Here is a 17,489-nt window from a genome sequence, read left to right as displayed (position 1 = left end):
AAAAGACCAATATTTACCGAAACAGGATGCTTGAGCCCCTCAGGGCGCTTTATTGAGAAACCAAAACCCGTGTGCACGCTCTAAATCGAAATTAATGGAAGTGTTTTGAGTTTTTACACAGCCTCGGCCCTCAACTGCCTGCCAACCAACTGCCTATGAAATGTCTGGTTACCCGACAAACTGTCGCGTTTCGAGATGCTCAGTCTCTTCCAGCGTAGACCATCCCCACTCATCACGGTCCAATAGATCTTCTATTGAGTTTATACAGTTGCCAATACATTCCATCTACCCAAAAGAAAAGGGACCACATTGCTGTGATCCCTTTGTATAACTGGTGGGTCGGGAGATTCGAACTCGCGACCAACGGGCTTAAAGAGGTCTAATTGGCTCAGACAGGTTTACAACTTGCTCAAGCCTATTGGCTTTTCTCCAGGCGCTCCAAAATGAGATCGGCAAGAATGGATTCATCGCCATTAAAGCCCAGTTCCATGGCTCGATAAATTTGCTCCTGTTCCAGGTCGGAGTAGTCGAGTTGATAGCCCGCTGGTTGACTTAGTTGGGAGATAAATATGCGTTGTACGCGACCATTTCCCTCTCGAAAAGGGTGTAGGGCGTTTATCTCTGATAGGTAGTGGGCCAGGCATTTTGATAAAGCAACAGCATCCAGCCCCTTAAGCCAGTTTTCACGGGCTAATTTAGTGAAGATATCGTTTGCGGCTGATTCAATAAAACGTACATTAGCAAAACGACTATTGCCACGGCTAATGTCAACGGTACGAATCTTTCCTGCCCAGTCATATACATCTTGAAAGAGGGCTAGGTGAATGCGCTGAAGATGGGCAAGGTCAAATTGACCCGCTATAGGATTTTCTAGAATTTCAATCGATCGCAAAGTAGACAGCTCACCTTCGTAGGCGTCTAAATCTTCTGCGTTAGTTATGTCTGCTTTATTTCGAAGTACGTCTGTACCTGGGTAGCAGTAAGTGTCATCCGCGTCGTAGCGTGACATAACGTTGTTTGGTTTCTTCCAATATTTGCGCAATACTCTTTTTGCCGGCAACGTAATCAGTGAGGTTTTGCTCTAACTGCTTGGTTGGAACAATGCCTTCAATCCGAGCAGATGCCACAGCGTTAGAAACGTTGTATTGGCGGGTTTGAGATTGGGTGGCAAACTTAGTTGGCATGTACCTATTTTAGTAGATTTAGGGCTGATTTCCTAGTCAATAAATAGCCCTAAAACAGGGTTTAAAGAGCTATTTTGGAGGATGATGCAGGCAATAAAAAAGCCACCCGAAGGTGGCTTTTGGTATTACTGGTGGGTCGGGCGAGATTCGAACTCGCGACCAACGGATTAAAAGTCCGCTGCTCTACCGACTGAGCTACCGACCCAGTTAAGCCATAAATTATAGCAAGAAGTTTGTTTGCCATCCTCAGGTCTGCGGGGGCTGCCCCTCAACCCTTGTACTTACAAGTGACTTATGAATTTATCCGTCTGGCAACCGGTGGATTTTTGGAAAAATAGTCCTTAATTCCCTTCAAAATCGCCTCTGCAATTCGGTCCTGATAGCCATCATCGTTTAATCGGGCTTCTTCCTGCGGATTGCTAATAAAAGCGGTCTCAACCAAGATTGAGGGGATGTCTGGAGCCTTCAAAACAGCAAAGCTGGCTTGTTCTACCTTGCCTTTGTGTAAAGGTGCAAATCCACCAATTTGCCTCAAGATGGAGTTGCCCACCTGTAAGGAGTCTTTAATCTGGGCGGTAGTCGACATATCTAATAGCAAGTTAGCAACCTGCCTGTCTTGAGTCTTGATGTTAATGCCGCCAATCAAGTCGGAAGCATTTTCTTTATTGGCCATCCATCTGGCAGCAGTACTACTGGCTCCCATTTGGGAAAGTGCAAATACGGATGCACCTTTGGCATTTCTTTCAATGAAAGCATCAGCATGAATGGATACAAGTAAATCCGCTTCAACACGTCTGGCTTTTTGAACTCTGACATGCAGTGGTACAAAGTAATCGCCATCTCTAGTTAAGAAAGGGCGCATATAGGCTTCGCCTTCAATCTTGTCTTTGAGTCTTTTGGCAATGGCGAGTACGACATTCTTTTCTCGTGAGCCTGCTGCGCCAATGGCGCCAGGATCTTCGCCGCCATGGCCGGGATCAATCGCAATCGTGATCAGGCGTTTGTACTTAGCGGGTGCTGGCAATTCCTTTGGGTCTGGAATAGCTTGCGCAACTGGTGCTGCTGGAGTTTTAGTCAGCTCTTTTTCTTTCTTGGTGGCGAACTGTGCAATGAGATCCACCTCTTCATTGGATTTTTCCAGGGCGCTTTCTTTCTTGGCGCTACTTCTCACTAAAGCCATTAATGGATCTGGTGGCGTAGTGGGGTAGAGGTCAAACACCATGCGGTAGTTGTACTCACCAATGGGATCAAGCGTAAAGAGTTGCGGCTTGATCGGTTCTTTTAAGTCAAATACCAAACGCACAACCCCTGGTTGAAACTGCCCAACCCGAACTTGCGAGATATACGGATCATTTGGCTTTACTTTAGCTACCAAATCTTTAAGAGTCGGATTTAGCTCTAATCCCTGTACATCAACTACCAAGCGATCTGGGTTCGTCAAAATCTGCTGCGTAATCGGGAGTGGCTTATCAGATTCCAGGGTAACGCGAGTGTAGTCCTCAGAAGGCCAGACACGCACACCTAATATCTTGGCACCCCAAGCAATATCAAGCTCAGTCAGCAAAAGAGCAAAGCTTAAGAACTTCGCAGAAGTCTTGAGGTGTTGCCTTCTGGAGAGATTGATTTTTTGATTACTCATTAACTGCTTAGCTCTTACCGAGACGCTTGTATGTCATCAACCAAGGTTTTACCTTGCGCAGATAAAACATTGATTGTGATGATGCGCTCATTTTCATCGGCGCCTGTAGCTAACTGAATCTGAATATCAAATGCAGGCAAAGTGCCCTCTGCTTTTTCTGGCCACTCAATTAAGCAAATACCCGGGACATCAAAATGCTCTGCAAATCCCGCTTCTTGCCATTCCAGGGGATCACGCATGCGATACAAATCAAAGTGATGAACAGTGATTGCTTGCTCTTTTAATTGCAGCGGATAAGGCTCGCACAAAGTATAGGTAGGACTCTTTACTTTGCCCTCGTGACCTAGCGCCTGGATGAGGTATCTCGCAAAGGTCGTTTTGCCAGCACCAAGATCACCCTCTAGAGAGATGTTTAAATGGGAACCTGGCTGATTAGTCAGAAAGTGCTCAAAACTGGCAGCCAGATGCTTAGCAAGAGAGGCGGTATCGGCTTCCTGCCTACAATAGAGATCTATTGCAGTGAGCGGAATTGCTGTGGTTGCCTGTGTTTGAGCCATTCCCCTAGTTTATTCAATTATTGCGCTACATTCTGTATTCCATATGCCTTTATCTACTAGTCCTCAATCTTTAGATGAGTCCAATCTACGTGATTGGCTTGGGGAGCAGGCTGCATCCTTAGGATTTGATGGCTTACGCATTACCGACACTCATTTGGGGTCTGCAACAGAACGTTTGCAGGAATGGCTGGCTGAGGGTCGTCACGGTCATATGGAATACATGCAACGCCATGCTGAATTACGCTCCAATCCCGAGCTCTTAGTTCCCGGTACCGTGCGCGTCATCTGTGTGTCCATGAATTACCTTCCGCCCGAAACTGATTTCGATACTGAGTGGCAACGCTTGGAAGATCCCACTCAAGCAGTGGTCTCGATGTATGCCAGAGGGCGTGATTATCACAAGGTACTTCGTAATCGTTTGCAAGAATTTGCCCTACTCATTGAAGAGCGCATTGGTAAATTAGGTTATCGCGTGTTCACAGACTCGGCTCCGCTGATGGAAGTAGAGTTGGCACGTAAGGCGGGTTTAGGTTGGCGCGGCAAACACACGCTCTTACTGAATCGAGAATCTGGCTCGACATTCTTTTTGGGTGAGATCTTGGTGGATGTACCACTTCCATTAGATCAAGAGATTGAAGAGCATTGCGGTACCTGTACCTCTTGTATCGATATTTGCCCTACTCAAGCTATTACTGCGCCGTATCAATTAGACGCACGTAGATGTATCTCTTATCTCACTATTGAAAATCCTGAAGCCATACCAGTTGAATTTAGAAGTGCGATGGGTAATCGTGTGTATGGCTGTGATGATTGCCAACTGATTTGCCCATGGAATAAATTTGCTAAACGCACTGAGTTACCAGACTTTGCCAGACGCCATGGCTTGGGGCAGGCATCACTTTTGCACCTGTGGTCCTGGACTGAAGCGGAATTTGAGCGACGACATGAAGGCAGTGCCATTCGCAGAATTGGTTATAGCCGCTGGCGTCGTAATTTGGCTGTAGCAATAGGTAATGGGCTAGCAAGTAATCAGGTAGTCGAAGCTGATAAGTCAGCCATACGCGCAGCTTTAAGTGAGGCACTTGCCCAAGCTGATGCTCTAGTAGCTGAGCATATTAAATGGGCCCTGAAGGCTTAGAAGTCCTATAAAGCTTACAATTAAGTTATGTCATCCGCAGACCAGCCCTATATTGATCCCAGCGAAATCGCGCTAGAAGAGTCTGCGGCAGAGCGCTTTAAAAATTCACGCGATGCGTTTTGGTCTGGTATCCGGGATGCAGCGGGCGCTCCAGCAATGGTGCTCTTTGCTGGCATGGTGGGCTTCGGAGCAATGGGTAAAACCAACGGCTTTGATGTTTGGTTTACGACCTTTACTTCCTTCTTTATGTTTGCATTACCGGGGCAGGTGGTCTTGCTCGAGATGGCTACTACCGGCTCATCTGTTGTGGCTATCGCTTTGGCTGTCACGCTGACATCCACGCGCTTCATTACGATGACGGTGACACTCTTTCCTCAGTTCCACCAAAAAGATCGCAATCGCAGTCTATATGCTTCTGTTCATCTATTAGCGATGACAGCATGGGCTATCTCCATGCGCGAGTTTCATGCGATTGAAGTGAAGCATCGCCTTAGCTATTTTGTTGGCTTGGGATTGCTATGCTGGTTGATTTCTATTCCGGGAACCATTCTGGGTTTTTACCTGGCGGGTATGGTGCCCAAACCAGTCACCTTAGGATTGGTATTTATTAATCCCTTGTTTTTCTTACTGACATTTACTGAAGTAAAGCCTTGGATTAACCGTATTGCGATTTGCTTAGGTTGTATCTTTGGCCCCATCTTCTTCATAGTTGATCGCGATACCAGCCTATTAACCGCAGGATTAGTCTCCGGAACCATCGCCTACTTTATTGACCGTAAGTTCTTGCGCAAAAAATCTGGGGTGCTTGGATGATAGACACAATCAACACCATGACTAACGCCCTCTCTGGATGGGGTTTGTGGATTGCCTTAGTGGGCGCCTGTCTGGGCACCTACTTCTGTCGTGCGATCGGTGTATTGCTATCGCAAAGCATCAACCAAGATAGCGAGATCTTCCGCTGGCTGGCTGCTGTGACCTATGCGATGGTTGCTGCTTTAACTATTCGTTTGATTGTGATGCCGCTCGGCCTGATGGCAACCGTACCTTTGTGGATACGAGCGCTGATTTGTGCTTTAGCTATCGGCGTGATGATCTCTAAACCCACCAAGCGTTTGGTTCCTGCCTTGCTGACAGGAACTTTGCTAATGGTGGGTTATGGCGTCATTCGTTAAATAAAAATACGCCGCTCCGTTCCCTTTTTTCTCCTATAGATGCGCCGCCAAAATTCTAGCGATATGCACAGCCTCTCGTTGGGCGCCATCGGCAATTTGATGGCGACAACTAGTGCCATCGGCTACCACCCAACTGTCTGGTGATTTCCGAATACTAGGCAAAAGACTAGCTTCTGCCATTTGCTTAGACACTTCAATGTGCTCGGCTTCATAGCCAAAACTACCGGCCATACCGCAGCAAGAAGATTCAATCAATTTAGGCTCTGCATTAGGAATGAGCTTGAGTAATTCTATTGCAGGGGTCACTGCAGCAAATGACTTCTGATGGCAGTGACCATGAAAAAGCACTGACTTATCGGCCGCTTTGAGATTCAATTTGAGCTTGCCTGCTCGTACTTCGCTAGATAAAAACTCTTCGAGTAATTGCGCTTGCTTAGAAACACTTATTGCTTTGTCACCAAAACCCATCACCAAGGCTTCATCCTTCAAGGTAAATAAGCAGGAAGGCTCTAAACCAATGATTGGGATGTCCTTAGCTGCGTATGGCGCGAGGTGATCAACCAATTCACCGAGAGTGGCTTTTGCCTTATCGACCATGCCTGCAGCTAAATAGGTTCTGCCACAGCAAAATTCTTTAGAGCAGCCATTTTCATTGTTATTAGCTTGCTTTGTTTTATTTGTTTGACTCTTGTGCGGAATATGCACGCGATAGCCAGCAGCATTGAGTACTTTTAATGCCGCTTGGAGATTTTCATCTTCAAAGTAGGCGTTAAAGGTATCTGCCAACAGAACTATGCCTTTGCCATCAGAGTTGCTAGCAAACTGCTCTGGTATGTACTCATAAGAGTTTGCTGCTTTCTGATTCCAGAAGGTCTTGCTTTTCCAGCTCGGCAAGCTTCTTTGTGCAGAAATACCCATGACCCACTCTTGGAGTGTTGCAATAGGTTTAATGTGATTGCGCAAGTTGAGTAATGCTGGCAAGAATGGAATAGCGCTAATCGTATGGGCGTATTTAGGTAAATAGGCAACCGCTAAATCCCGTAACGAGTGTCCAACACGTTTCTTATAGGCGGAGAGGAACTCAATCTTCATCTTCGCCATGTCTACGCCAGTAGGGCATTCGCGACGACAAGCCTTACAGCTCACACATAGCTCCATCACCTCTTTAATCGCATCGCTACCGAGCGGTGAGGCCCCATCTTTGATGTCGAGTTGATTCGAAAGCGCTAGACGCAAGGTATTTGCTCTACCACGGGTGAGGTGTTTCTCATCACGCGTTACGCGATAGCTAGGGCACATCACTTCAGCATCAAACTTGCGGCAGTGGCCATTGTTATTACACATCTCCACTGCTTTAGCTAAGCCCATGGCTGGGTCACCGCCTGTGCCAGGAGCAGTAGTTGCTTCTGTAATAGCATCGTTTTGCACATTCCAAGCAGACCAATCTAATACAGGCTGTAGAGGAATGACTTTGTAACTTGGTGGAAATCTAAAGTTGCTCGCATCATCCATCTTAGGTGGATTAATGATCTTGCCTGGATTAAATAATCCCTTTGGATCAAAAGCGTGTTTGATTTGTGCGAGGGCTTCAGTGATCTTGGGGCCAAACTGCCAAGAGATCCATTCGCCACGACAGAGGCCATCGCCATGCTCACCGCTATAGGCGCCTTTGTACTTGCGTACCAAGGCGGAAGCTTCTTCAGCAACCGCACGCATTTTCTGGGCGCCATCTCTGCGCATATCCAAAATAGGGCGCACATGCAAGGTGCCAACAGAAGCATGGGCATACCAAGTACCACGTGATCCATATTTAGAAAACACATCTGTTAAGGCTTGGGTATATTCAGCCAAACTCTCTAGTGGAACAGCACAGTCTTCAATAAAGCTCACCGGCTTGCCGTCACCCTTGAGACTCATCATGATGTTGAGGCCCGCTTTGCGCACTTCCCATAAGTTCTTTTGCAAAGAAGCATCAGGCATGGGTACAACAGATCCTGGCAAACCTAAATCACTCATCAGTTCTTGTAAGGCTTTGAGCTTCTCAAGCAATGGTGCATGAGATTCACCGGAAAACTCAACCAACAAAATGGCTTCTGGAGTCTGGGCTGTGTGATCAATTAAGGCGGTTTCAATGGTTTTCTTAAAGCTGGGATTGCTACGCGCTAAATCAATCATGGTGCGATCAACCAGCTCAACAGCAGTTGGACCTAACTTCACAATATGCTGAGCACTATCCATAGCTTTATAAAAGCTAGCAAAGTTCACAATACCCAGCACCTTATGTTGTGGCAAAGGCGCGAGCTTGAGTTTGAGGGACTTAAAGTACCCAAGGGTGCCTTCGCTACCAACTAAAAGGTGCGCAAGGTTGACGCTGCCATCTTGGGTATAAGGTAATTCACTTTGAGGGTGGAAGATATCGAGGTTATATCCTGCAACACGGCGCAACACCTTAGGAAAGTGTGCTTCGATTTCTGGTTGGAGAGTGGTGGCTAGGTTTTTAACAAAACCACCCAACTGCTTTGCCGCACCAGTACTGCTTGCGTAATCGAAAAAGTTGGCAACTCTGCCGTCTGCTAACCAAGCATCAATACCTAAAACGTTATGCACCATATTGCCGTAAGCGATTGAGCGGCTACCACAAGAGTTATTTCCGGCCATACCGCCAATCGTCGCTTGTCCAGCAGTAGAAACGTCCACTGGATACCAAAGACCGTGTTGTTTGAGTGAGCCATTGAGATGGTCTAGGACAATGCCCGGTTCAACTTCAACATAACCGTGATCCAGATTGAGATCTAAAACATTTCTGAAGTATTTGGTGTTATCAATAACTAGTGCTGCGCCAGTAGTTTGACCGCACTGACTAGTACCGCCTCCACGCGGTAGAACGGGTACACCCATCTCCGCTGCAATCTGAATCGCGCTAGCAATATCTTGTGCAGTCTTCGGCACAAAGACTGCAACCGGCATGGCTTGATAGATTGAGGCATCGGTTGCATAGCGGCCACGACTGGCGCTATCAGTCATCACCTCACCTGAAGTCTCCTTGCGAAGACGTGCCGCTAAAGCCGCTTGATCAACCATGAGTTCTTTAAGATCTAAGGGTTTGTTCATGATTTGGCGGATTCTAACGGGGATTCTGATTGGAGTAATTGAGCAACCACATCGCGTTTATTTCTGACGTGCTGGATCATGATTTTGCGCATGCGGACACCATCTCTTGCCTTAAGGGCATCGAGCATTTCTTGATGTTCTTCCACAGCCTTTTCCCACTTAACGCCATCTTGATTGGAACGAAAGCGTAATGCTTCAATGCGCGCATTGACTTGCGTAAAGAGTTTGGAGAGAACAGGATTGTTTGCCGCCTGATTAATCAAGTGATGAATACGTAAATTGAGTTTGTAATAACTCGATAAATCTCGGCGCGCATAGGAGGCCATCATTTCATATTGGAGGGCTTCTAATTCAGAGAGGGTGGCATCGCTAATATTGTTGGCAGCCAATTCTCCAGAAAATCCCTCGAGGTCTGCAATGACATCAAACGTATTTAAAACATCTGCAAGGCTGAGTTGCACAGCAATCGCACCACGATTGGCGATCAGCTCTACCAAACCTTCGGCTGCTAGACGGCGAATCGCCTCCCGAATGGGGGTGCGGGAGACGTTGAGGCTCTCAGCCAGTTCACGTTCATTCAATTTGCTGCCAGGGGCAATCTTGCCCTCAACCAAGAGGGATCTCAGCTTCTCGAAAGTCGCTTCATGCAAATTTTGTGAATTTGGCTGTTCTATTGCGGTCATGGATCAACCCTTAGTTAAGCTATTGGCTTATTAATTTGTATACAAAATAAGAATAAACTATCTTAAGGTATAAATACAGCCCTTAAATGCTCAATTTAAGCTTTATTCTGATGATTATTTAAAATAATTTGTATACAAAATGGTTATTTACTAAAAATTGTCATACACTATCAACAGAAATTACTACCTATAAACACTTTAAAAGTGAGACAAAGCATGTTGAAACTTGATAACCACGCATCAGGACGCCATTTTTTACATATCCCTGGCCCAAGTCCTGTGCCCCCACGCGTACTGCGCGCCATTAGCTATCAAACTATCGATCATCGTGGTCCAGAATTTGGTGCGTTCGGCCTCAAGGTGTTGGATGGCATCAAAAAGATTTTTAAAACTGAGCAACCGGTCATTATTTATTCCGCATCCGGAACGGGTGCTTGGGAAGGTGCATTAGTCAACGTTCTCAATCCTGGTGACAAAGTGTTGTTCTATGAAACTGGTCAATTTGCAAACTTGTGGCGTGCACTTGGTAAGCGTCTTGGTTTAGACGTTGAAGTGGTTGTTAAAGCCGGACAAGATTCTTGGCGTTGGGGTGTAGATGCATCTCTGATTGAAGAGCGTTTGCGCAAAGATACTGGTCATGAGATCAAAGCAGTTTGTGTTGTGCATAACGAAACTTCAACTGGCGTTACCTCCAATATTGCAGCGGTTCGTAAAGCAATTGATTCCTTAAAGCATCCTGCCTTATTGCTCGTAGACAGCGTATCCGGCTTGGGTTCAGCCGATTACGAACATGACAAATGGGGCGCGGACGTAACTATCTCCGGCTCACAAAAAGGCTTGATGTTGCCACCTGGAATTGGCTTTAATGCTTTATCACCGCGTGCAATTGAAGTTAGTGAAAAAAACAAAATACATAAATCGTATTGGGCTTGGGACGAGATTCTCGAATCCAATAAATCGGGTTACTGGCCAACTACGCCAAGTACTAATCTCATGTACGGTTTACATGAAGCCATGGACATGATGATGGCCGAAGGATTGGATACGATCTTTGCACGTCACCAGCGTTTAGCTGCTGCTTGTCGTGAAGCGGTTAATGCATGGGGTCTAGAAATTCAGTGTCAAGATAAAGACTGCTATTCACCAGTGCTTACTTGTATCGCGACACCAGAAGGTATGGATGCTGACGTATTGCGTAAACATGCACTGGAGAAATTTAACCTCTCCTTGGGAACGGGTTTAGGCAAGATCAAAGGCAAGGCATTTCGCATTGGCCATTTAGGCGATTGCAATGAATTGAGCTTGATGGCCGCCCTCAGTGGGGTAGAGATGAGTCTGGGTTCTATGGGTTACAAACCGAAGGCCAGCGGAGTCGTTGCAGCCCAAGAGTTCCTTAAATAAGAAGTACTTAGGGCAACTTAGAGCAAATTAGGGTGGGTGGAGCTAGATTCCTCAGGTTCAATCTGGTTACACCCCTTATAATTCAAGTACTTATATAGAAGTGCATAAAATAAATACACCATATTCGAGATAGAAAGATTAAACATGACTGCGACTAAACCTTACCTCACTCAAGCTGATGCTCAAAAGATTTTGGACGCAGCAAATAATCATGCGGCTGCCAATAATTGGGCTGTAACGATTGCCGTTTGTGATGACGGCGGTCATATGTTGGGCTTGATTCGTCGTGATGGTTGTGCTCCGGTATCTGCATACATTGCACAAGAAAAAGCACGTACAGCTGCAATGGGTAAACGTGAGAGTCGCGTTTATGAAGAAATTATTAACAACGGCCGCACCTCTTTCTTATCTGCCCCACATATTTCGGGCATGTTGGAGGGTGGGGTCAATATCGATGTAAATGGGTTTACCATCGGCGCAGTCGGCGTTTCCGGCGTTAAATCGACCGAGGATGCTGAAACCGCTAAGGCTGGCATTGCGGCCATCCTGTAAGTTACCTTGACAAATACTGCTACTGAAATAAATTCTTCAGGGGTTAGCGACACCGCTACCCCTAGCGTTACTGATATTACTAGCGCTGCTGCTGCCCCTGCGGCAACAATCACTTTTGCTGACTTTGGTTTAGATCCGAAAGTTCAAAAAGCGGTTCTTGAGCAGGGTTACACCATTCCTACTCCGATTCAAGCGCAATCTATTCCGCATGTATTGGCGGGCAGTGACTTAATGGGTGCAGCACAAACTGGTACTGGTAAAACAGCAGCCTTTGTATTGCCGATTATTCAAAAGATATTGCGTCACGCCAGTAATAGCGCATCGCCAGCACGTCATCCAATCCGTGCATTGGTTCTCACTCCGACCCGTGAGCTGGCAGTGCAAGTAGCCGAGAATGCGGCAAGCTATTCCAAACACACTGATTTACGCGCTGCCGTTGTTTATGGTGGCGTGGATATGAAAGAACAAGTATCAATACTGCGTAATGGCGTAGAGATCTTGATCGCCACTCCAGGACGTTTGCTTGATCACATTGGCTCTAAAGTGGCCAACCTCTCCCAAGTGGAGATTTTGGTTTTAGATGAAGCCGATCGCATGCTTGATATGGGTTTCTTGCCTGACCTACAGCGCATCATTGATTTGATTCCTGCGCAAAGACAGACATTGTTGTTCTCTGCAACGTTCTCACCAGAAATTAAGAAACTGGCACAAAGTTATTTACGTACTCCGGTAACGGTTGAAGTGGCACGTCAAAATGCTGCGGCTGATACGGTGAAACAAGTAGTGCACATGGTTTCCTCTGCCGATAAGCAACGCGCGATTGTCAAAGTCCTTGAAGCACGTACTCGTGCTGGCTTATCACGCCAATGCATCATCTTTACCAATAGTCGTTTAGGCTGTGCAAAGTTATCTCGTGCCTTAGAGCGTGACGGTATTAAAGCGGGCGCGATTCATGGTGACAAGAGTCAGGGTGAGCGTACTTTAACTTTGGACGCATTTAAATCTGGCGCAATCGAAGCATTAGTAGCAACCGATGTGGCTGCTCGAGGTTTAGATATTCCCGATATGCCGTGCGTGATTAATCACGAGCTGCCTTACAACGCAGAAGATTTTATTCACCGCATTGGCCGTACGGGTCGTGCTGGTAGTAAAGGTGATGCGATTGCTTTGGTGGATGCCAGTGAAAAGCGTTTGCTTGACGATATCGAAAAGCTAATGAAGCGCAAGCTGGATGTGCAGCCTTTACCAGCAGGTGAACCTTCACAAAGCCGCCCTTCATCTAGTGGTTATGGCGGCTCCAGTGGATCTAGAAGTTCTTACAGTGCACCAGCCAAAATGTCTGACCCCTTTTTCTACAAGCCTTACGAGCCATCTGCAGCACCATCAGCTTCTGCAGATCCCGCTAAGCCAGAAGAGAAGAAGGCGGGCATTACCCCTGCTAAGCCCGCTGTTGGCGCTTTACTCGGCGGCTTTAAGAAAAAGTAGGCCATGCATGAGTGGCTGCAAGCAGCCACTCTGCAATAGTGACATTCTCGCCATCCGGCAAATTCTGCAATCCCAAATGTGTTGCCGCTTTACGTAGCTCTATCAGCGAGTGCTTTGCATCTTGCGTATTGATTTGGGTGGCTAAAGTTTGCTTGCTGAGTTTTTCACCGTGCTCATCCAGCACCAGTGGCAGGTGAAGATATTCTGGCCGCTTGTATCCCAATAGCTCTTGTAGATAAATTTGCCTTGCAGTATTACTCAGCAAATCTTTGCCACGAACGATGTGTGTAATGTTCTGCTCGGCATCGTCAACCACTACAGCTAGCTGATAAGTAAATAAGCCATCAGTTCTGCGTATTACAAAATCACCCACTTCTGTATTGAGGTTTTGGTTTTGAGAGCCTAGAGCTAAATCCCTAAATTCAATATGGCAATTTTGGGGAAGGGCAATCCGCCAAGCCCGCTGCAATTCCCCGAAAGATTCTGCGTGATTGCTAATTAAGGTAGCGGGGCGGCAGGTGCCGGGATAGACCATTTCTTGGTTTCGGGAAGTTTCTATTCCGAGCTTGGCCAGGGCATTGGCAATGGTTTGTCTTGAACAAGTGCAGGAATACAGGCATTGAAGCCCATTTAAGCGTTCTAAAGCCCTTTGATGAGCCTCTTGGCGCTGAGATTGCTGAACGACCTCCTCGTCCCAAGAAAGGCCGCAGGCGAGCAATTGAGCCTGAATTTGCCTGGTTGCCTCAGGGAGGCACCTTGGGGTGTCCAAATCCTCGATTCTGAGCAGCCATTTACCCCCGTTTTTTCGGGCATCTAGCCAGCTTCCCAGGGCAGCAACCAGGGATCCGGCATGTAGCGGACCAGTAGGCGAGGGGGCGAATCGCCCGCGATAGCCGCCGGTTGGGGGTGGAGGGTTTTTGAATGTCGACACAGCTAAAATCATCTCATGGCTTCACCCCGTTTTGTACATCTCCGCGTCCATTCCGAGTTTTCGATTACGGATGGAGTCGTGCGCATTGATGATGCGGTGGCTGCTGCCGTCAAAGATGAGATGGGTGCGTTAGCAATTACCGATTTAAGTAATTTATTTGGTTTGGTGCGGTTCTATACTGCCGCCCGTTCTGGCGGGATCAAGCCCATTGCTGGGGCGGATGTTTGGGTGAGCAATCCTCAGGATCCAGATCAGCCTCATCGCTTATTGCTCTTGGTACAAAATCATTCCGGTTACCTCAATTTATGTGAGTTGCTCAGTAGGGCATCTCTCGACAATCAATCCCGTGGTCGCGCTGAAGTCGATGCCGCTTGGTTTAGTGAGCCCGCTGCAAAAGCAGAGGATAAAGCTGCCAAGCGCACACTCTCTTATGGCTTGATTGCACTTTCTGGCGCACGTATGGGTGAAATCGGCATCGCGCTACTGGGTGGGCAAGAAGATCAAGCGAAGATTGTTGCTAGACGCTACGAAAAACTCTTTCCGAAGTCTTTCTATATCGAGGTCCAGCGCGGTGGTAATCCTCAAGATGAAAAACAACTCCAACTTGCCTGTCATCTGGCCAGCGAGTTAAATTTGCCAGTGGTGGCAACACACCCAGTGCAGTTCATGCAAAAGAGCGACTTTACTGCGCATGAGGCCCGGGTCTGTATTGCTGAAGGCGAGTTACTCGGCAATCCACGTCGAACCAAAAAGTTTAATGACGAGCAGTACTTCCTAACCCAAGAGGAAATGGAAAAACGTTTTGCAGATTTGCCAGCCGCATTGGCGAACTCGGTTGAAATTGCCAAGCGTTGCAATCTCTCATTGGTATTAGGTCAACCGCGTTTACCAGATTTCCCTACGCCTCCTGGTATTACGCTCGATGACTATCTTTTGCAGCAATCGGAAATTGGTTTGAAGCGCCACATGGAGCGCAATTTCCCGGATGTAGAAGAGCGCGAAAAAGAAATGGCGCGCTATCACGATCGTTTGGTATTTGAAGTCAAGACGATTTCTCAAATGGGTTTCCCAGGCTATTTCTTGATTGTGGCGGACTTCATTAACTGGGCTAAAAATAATGGCGTGCCTGTAGGCCCTGGTCGCGGATCGGGTGCTGGTTCTTTAGTGGCTTACTCACTCGGGATTACCGATTTGGATCCGCTCCGTTACAACCTACTCTTTGAGCGCTTTCTAAATCCAGAGCGGGTATCGATGCCCGACTTCGATATCGACTTCTGTCAGCATGGTCGTGACCGTGTGATTCAGTATGTAAAAGATAAATACGGCAAAGATGCGGTAAGTCAGATTGCTACCTTTGGCACGATGGCTGCGAGAGCGGCGATTCGTGACGTAGGGCGCGTATTAGAGCAGGGTTATAACTTCGTAGACGGTATCGCTAAACTCATTCCGAATAAGCCAGGTCAGTACATGACCATTGAGATGGCTAAGAAGGAAGAGAAGCAATTAGCCGAGCGCGAAAAGAATGAAGATGAAGTGCGTCAACTACTTTCCTTGGCGCAACAGCTAGAGGGTATGACCCGTAACGTCGGTATGCATGCGGGTGGCGTATTAATTGCTCCAGGGCGTCTCACCGATTTTTGTCCGCTCTATACGCAAGAAAGTAAAGATCAAGACAGTAGCTCCGTTATTAGCCAGTTCGATAAGGATGACGTAGAAGCGATTGGCTTGGTGAAGTTCGACTTCCTGGGTCTGACTACGCTTACTATTTTGGCAGCAGCAGAGCGTTGGATTAAAGCATTACACGCTGATCGCAGAGACTGGAATATCGGTGAGATTGCGCTCGATGATGAAAAAGCATTTGATGTTCTCAAGCGCGCCAATACCGTTGCCGTGTTCCAGCTAGAAAGCCGCGGTATGCAAGGCATGCTACGTGAAGCCAAGCCTGACCGCTTTGAGGACATTATTGCTTTGGTAGCGTTGTATCGTCCAGGCCCAATGGATTTGATCCCAGACTTTATTGAACGTAAGCATGGTCGTCAAAAAGTGGAGTATCCAGATCCCCGAATTGAGCCTGTTCTTCGTGAGACCTACGGCATTATGGTCTACCAAGAGCAGGTGATGCAAATGGCGCAGATGATTGGTGGCTACTCACTAGGTGGTGCCGACATGTTACGTCGTGCGATGGGTAAGAAAAAGCCTGAAGAGATGGCTCAACATCGCAAAATCTTTAGTGATGGTGCAAAAGCGGGCGGCATTACCGAGTCAAAGGCAAATGAGATCTATGACTTGATGGAGCGTTTTGCTGGCTACGGATTTAATAAGTCCCATGCTGCTGCATACGCACTCTTGGCATATCAAACTGCTTGGCTCAAAGCGTATTACCCAGCTGAATTTATGGCGGCCAACTTATCACTCGCAATGGATGACACCGATAAGGTGAAAATTCTGTATGACGATTGCTTAGTCAATAACATTCGGGTGTTCTCTCCTGATATCAATACTGGTGTTTATGAGTTCACGCCATTGCGCGCACCCGATGCAGCTCCAGATTCATCCATCAGCCACATTCGTTATGGCTTAGGTGCTGTGCGTGGTACTGGTGAGGCAGCAATTGAATCCATCGTGAAGGCGCGTGAAAGTGGCGGGCCATTTAAAGATTTGTTTGATTTCTGTGCAAGAGTGGATCGTAGACAAGTCAATCGCCGCGCTATTGAAGCGCTGATGCGTGCTGGTGCGTTTGATAGCTTGTATCGTGACTCTCTTCCTGCGGGCGGAAATTTGTATGACATTCGCTCTACCTTGCTTGCCTCTTTAGCTAGAGCGATTGAGGCTGCTGAGCAAGCGGAGGCATCGATTCACCAGGTGAGCTTGTTTGAGGCAGCTGGCGAAGAGGATCGCCATCTTCCAGAGTTAGTGCGCGAGCCTATCTGGTCTGAGAAGAAGCGTTTGCAAGAAGAGAAGAATGCCTTAGGTCTTTGCCTAACGGGGCACATGTTTGACGCCTATCGCGATGAGACTTCTCACTTTATCCGGCAGCCTTTAGCTAAGGTAACAGAGGGTAAAGATCAACTCATTGCCGGCATTATCACTTCAGCACGAATGCTGACTGGGCAACGCGGTCGCATGATGATTGCAACTATCGATGATGGCTCCGCTGCCCTCGAAGTCACTTTGTATAGCGAAGTCTACGAGCCTAATCGCTCTTGGCTAAAAGAAGATGAGCTCTTGGTTGCCAAGGTCAATGTGACGCCTGATAAGTTCTCAGGCGGTATGCGCATTGTGTCTGAGGCAGTGATGGATATCACGGGTGCGCGTATGCGTTTTGCTCGCAATGTTCATGTCTGCATTGATAACGCAATTGATATCAAGATGCTCCGTAGCCAAATTAATCCCTACCTTATGGCTAATCGTGTGCGTGATCCTAAGCTTGGTGCATCTGCCCCTGCTGCGCCGGGATCGAATGATGGTATGAAAGGCTTAATGCTGACGGCTGCCGTTACTACCAGTGGGGGCGCATGCTTGATGCAGTTCCCAGAAGAGTTGCGTATTTATCCAGACGATGCTTGCTTGCACGGACTAAATCAAATCCTAGCTTCTAAGCAAAAAGATCCTGTACAGATTCAGTATCACTGATCG

Annotated in this window: 14 protein-coding genes and 1 tRNA gene; 7 read left to right on the top strand and 8 right to left on the bottom strand. The window is 47.3% G+C overall.

The features are described from left to right. Window positions 1-415: 415 nt before the first annotated feature. From ICN37_RS06460 to tsaE, 5 genes are all read right to left on the bottom strand, one after another. The gene (locus tag ICN37_RS06460) at window positions 416-1,009 is read right to left on the bottom strand and encodes a Fic family protein (RefSeq protein WP_216155782.1); all 594 of its coding nucleotides are present in this window, start codon (window positions 1,007-1,009) and stop codon (window positions 416-418) included. Further along, on the bottom strand, window positions 987-1,184 hold the full coding sequence (locus ICN37_RS06455) for an antitoxin VbhA family protein (RefSeq protein ID WP_048812067.1): 198 nt from the start codon (window positions 1,182-1,184) through the stop codon (window positions 987-989). Before ICN37_RS06455 ends, ICN37_RS06460 begins: the two co-directional genes overlap by 23 nt. Window positions 1,185-1,313: 129 nt before the next feature. Continuing rightward, a tRNA-Lys gene (locus ICN37_RS06450) sits at window positions 1,314-1,389 on the bottom strand. Between the two features lie 87 nt (window positions 1,390-1,476). Next, window positions 1,477-2,823 carry an N-acetylmuramoyl-L-alanine amidase gene (locus tag ICN37_RS06445; RefSeq protein ID WP_216155780.1) on the bottom strand — a complete coding sequence of 449 codons (1,347 nt, stop codon included), beginning with the start codon at window positions 2,821-2,823 and terminating at the stop codon, window positions 1,477-1,479. A 14-nt stretch (window positions 2,824-2,837) separates the two neighbouring features. Further along, window positions 2,838-3,380, bottom strand: coding sequence for a tRNA (adenosine(37)-N6)-threonylcarbamoyltransferase complex ATPase subunit type 1 TsaE (tsaE, locus tag ICN37_RS06440; RefSeq protein WP_216155778.1), 543 nt, complete (start codon window positions 3,378-3,380; stop codon window positions 2,838-2,840). Window positions 3,381-3,423: 43 nt separating this feature from the next. On the opposite strand from tsaE, the gene queG reads away from it, so the two are divergent. The 3 genes from queG to ICN37_RS06425 are packed head-to-tail and all read left to right on the top strand — an operon-like array spanning window position 3,424 to window position 5,690. Next, the gene (queG, locus tag ICN37_RS06435) at window positions 3,424-4,518 is read left to right on the top strand and encodes a tRNA epoxyqueuosine(34) reductase QueG (protein WP_216155777.1); all 1,095 of its coding nucleotides are present in this window, start codon (window positions 3,424-3,426) and stop codon (window positions 4,516-4,518) included. Window positions 4,519-4,545: 27 nt separating this feature from the next. Beyond that, on the top strand, window positions 4,546-5,331 hold the full coding sequence (locus tag ICN37_RS06430) for an AzlC family ABC transporter permease (RefSeq protein ID WP_215320462.1): 786 nt from the start codon (window positions 4,546-4,548) through the stop codon (window positions 5,329-5,331). Window positions 5,332-5,348: 17 nt separating this feature from the next. Then, window positions 5,349-5,690, top strand: coding sequence for an AzlD domain-containing protein (locus tag ICN37_RS06425; RefSeq protein ID WP_251368449.1), 342 nt, complete (start codon window positions 5,349-5,351; stop codon window positions 5,688-5,690). Between the two features lie 33 nt (window positions 5,691-5,723). Here ICN37_RS06425 and ICN37_RS06420 read toward each other — a convergent pair whose 3' ends face one another. Next, window positions 5,724-8,801, bottom strand: coding sequence for an FAD-binding and (Fe-S)-binding domain-containing protein (locus ICN37_RS06420; RefSeq protein WP_216155775.1), 3,078 nt, complete (start codon window positions 8,799-8,801; stop codon window positions 5,724-5,726). Further along, window positions 8,798-9,484, bottom strand: coding sequence for a GntR family transcriptional regulator (locus tag ICN37_RS06415; RefSeq protein ID WP_216155774.1), 687 nt, complete (start codon window positions 9,482-9,484; stop codon window positions 8,798-8,800). Before ICN37_RS06415 ends, ICN37_RS06420 begins: the two co-directional genes overlap by 4 nt. Window positions 9,485-9,700: 216 nt before the next feature. On the opposite strand from ICN37_RS06415, the gene ICN37_RS06410 reads away from it, so the two are divergent. From ICN37_RS06410 to ICN37_RS06400, 3 genes are all read left to right on the top strand, one after another. Next, window positions 9,701-10,885, top strand: a complete 1,185-nt coding sequence (locus tag ICN37_RS06410) for an alanine--glyoxylate aminotransferase family protein (protein WP_216155772.1) — start codon at window positions 9,701-9,703, stop codon at window positions 10,883-10,885. 144 nt (window positions 10,886-11,029) lie between these two features. Continuing rightward, a complete protein-coding gene (locus tag ICN37_RS06405) occupies window positions 11,030-11,437 on the top strand; it encodes a heme-binding protein (protein ID WP_215320454.1) in 408 nt (135 codons plus the stop codon). 6 nt (window positions 11,438-11,443) lie between these two features. Continuing rightward, window positions 11,444-12,922, top strand: coding sequence for a DEAD/DEAH box helicase (locus ICN37_RS06400; RefSeq protein WP_216155770.1), 1,479 nt, complete (start codon window positions 11,444-11,446; stop codon window positions 12,920-12,922). Here ICN37_RS06400 and gluQRS read toward each other — a convergent pair. Further along, the gene (gene gluQRS, locus ICN37_RS06395; protein ID WP_370623820.1) at window positions 12,909-13,853 is read right to left on the bottom strand and encodes a tRNA glutamyl-Q(34) synthetase GluQRS; all 945 of its coding nucleotides are present in this window, start codon (window positions 13,851-13,853) and stop codon (window positions 12,909-12,911) included. The two genes, ICN37_RS06400 and gluQRS, sit on opposite strands and share 14 nt — an antisense overlap. 15 nt (window positions 13,854-13,868) lie before the next feature. Here gluQRS and dnaE point away from each other — a divergent pair, with 15 nt between their 5' ends. After that, window positions 13,869-17,486, top strand: a complete 3,618-nt coding sequence (gene dnaE, locus ICN37_RS06390; protein ID WP_215320449.1) for a DNA polymerase III subunit alpha — start codon at window positions 13,869-13,871, stop codon at window positions 17,484-17,486. The last annotated feature ends 3 nt before the right edge of the window (window positions 17,487-17,489 follow it).

The organism is Polynucleobacter sp. P1-05-14 (assembly GCF_018881675.1).
Classification (GTDB): domain Bacteria; phylum Pseudomonadota; class Gammaproteobacteria; order Burkholderiales; family Burkholderiaceae; genus Polynucleobacter.
Note: the sequence above shows the minus strand (reverse complement) of the source record. Positions and strands in the feature narration are given on the sequence as shown.

What these genes read in the sequence shown, in the direction of transcription:
- ICN37_RS06460 (WP_216155782.1), bottom strand. Translation starts at nt 1,009, where the DNA reads ATGTCACGCTACGACGCGGATGACACTTACTGCTACCCAGGTACAGAC.
- ICN37_RS06455 (WP_048812067.1), bottom strand. Translation starts at nt 1,184, where the DNA reads ATGCCAACTAAGTTTGCCACCCAATCTCAAACCCGCCAATACAACGTT.
- ICN37_RS06445 (WP_216155780.1), bottom strand. Translation starts at nt 2,823, where the DNA reads ATGAGTAATCAAAAAATCAATCTCTCCAGAAGGCAACACCTCAAGACT.
- tsaE (WP_216155778.1), bottom strand. Translation starts at nt 3,380, where the DNA reads ATGGCTCAAACACAGGCAACCACAGCAATTCCGCTCACTGCAATAGAT.
- queG (WP_216155777.1), top strand. Translation starts at nt 3,424, where the DNA reads ATGCCTTTATCTACTAGTCCTCAATCTTTAGATGAGTCCAATCTACGT.
- ICN37_RS06430 (WP_215320462.1), top strand. Translation starts at nt 4,546, where the DNA reads ATGTCATCCGCAGACCAGCCCTATATTGATCCCAGCGAAATCGCGCTA.
- ICN37_RS06425 (WP_251368449.1), top strand. Translation starts at nt 5,349, where the DNA reads ATGACTAACGCCCTCTCTGGATGGGGTTTGTGGATTGCCTTAGTGGGC.
- ICN37_RS06420 (WP_216155775.1), bottom strand. Translation starts at nt 8,801, where the DNA reads ATGAACAAACCCTTAGATCTTAAAGAACTCATGGTTGATCAAGCGGCT.
- ICN37_RS06415 (WP_216155774.1), bottom strand. Translation starts at nt 9,484, where the DNA reads ATGACCGCAATAGAACAGCCAAATTCACAAAATTTGCATGAAGCGACT.
- ICN37_RS06410 (WP_216155772.1), top strand. Translation starts at nt 9,701, where the DNA reads ATGTTGAAACTTGATAACCACGCATCAGGACGCCATTTTTTACATATC.
- ICN37_RS06405 (WP_215320454.1), top strand. Translation starts at nt 11,030, where the DNA reads ATGACTGCGACTAAACCTTACCTCACTCAAGCTGATGCTCAAAAGATT.
- dnaE (WP_215320449.1), top strand. Translation starts at nt 13,869, where the DNA reads ATGGCTTCACCCCGTTTTGTACATCTCCGCGTCCATTCCGAGTTTTCG.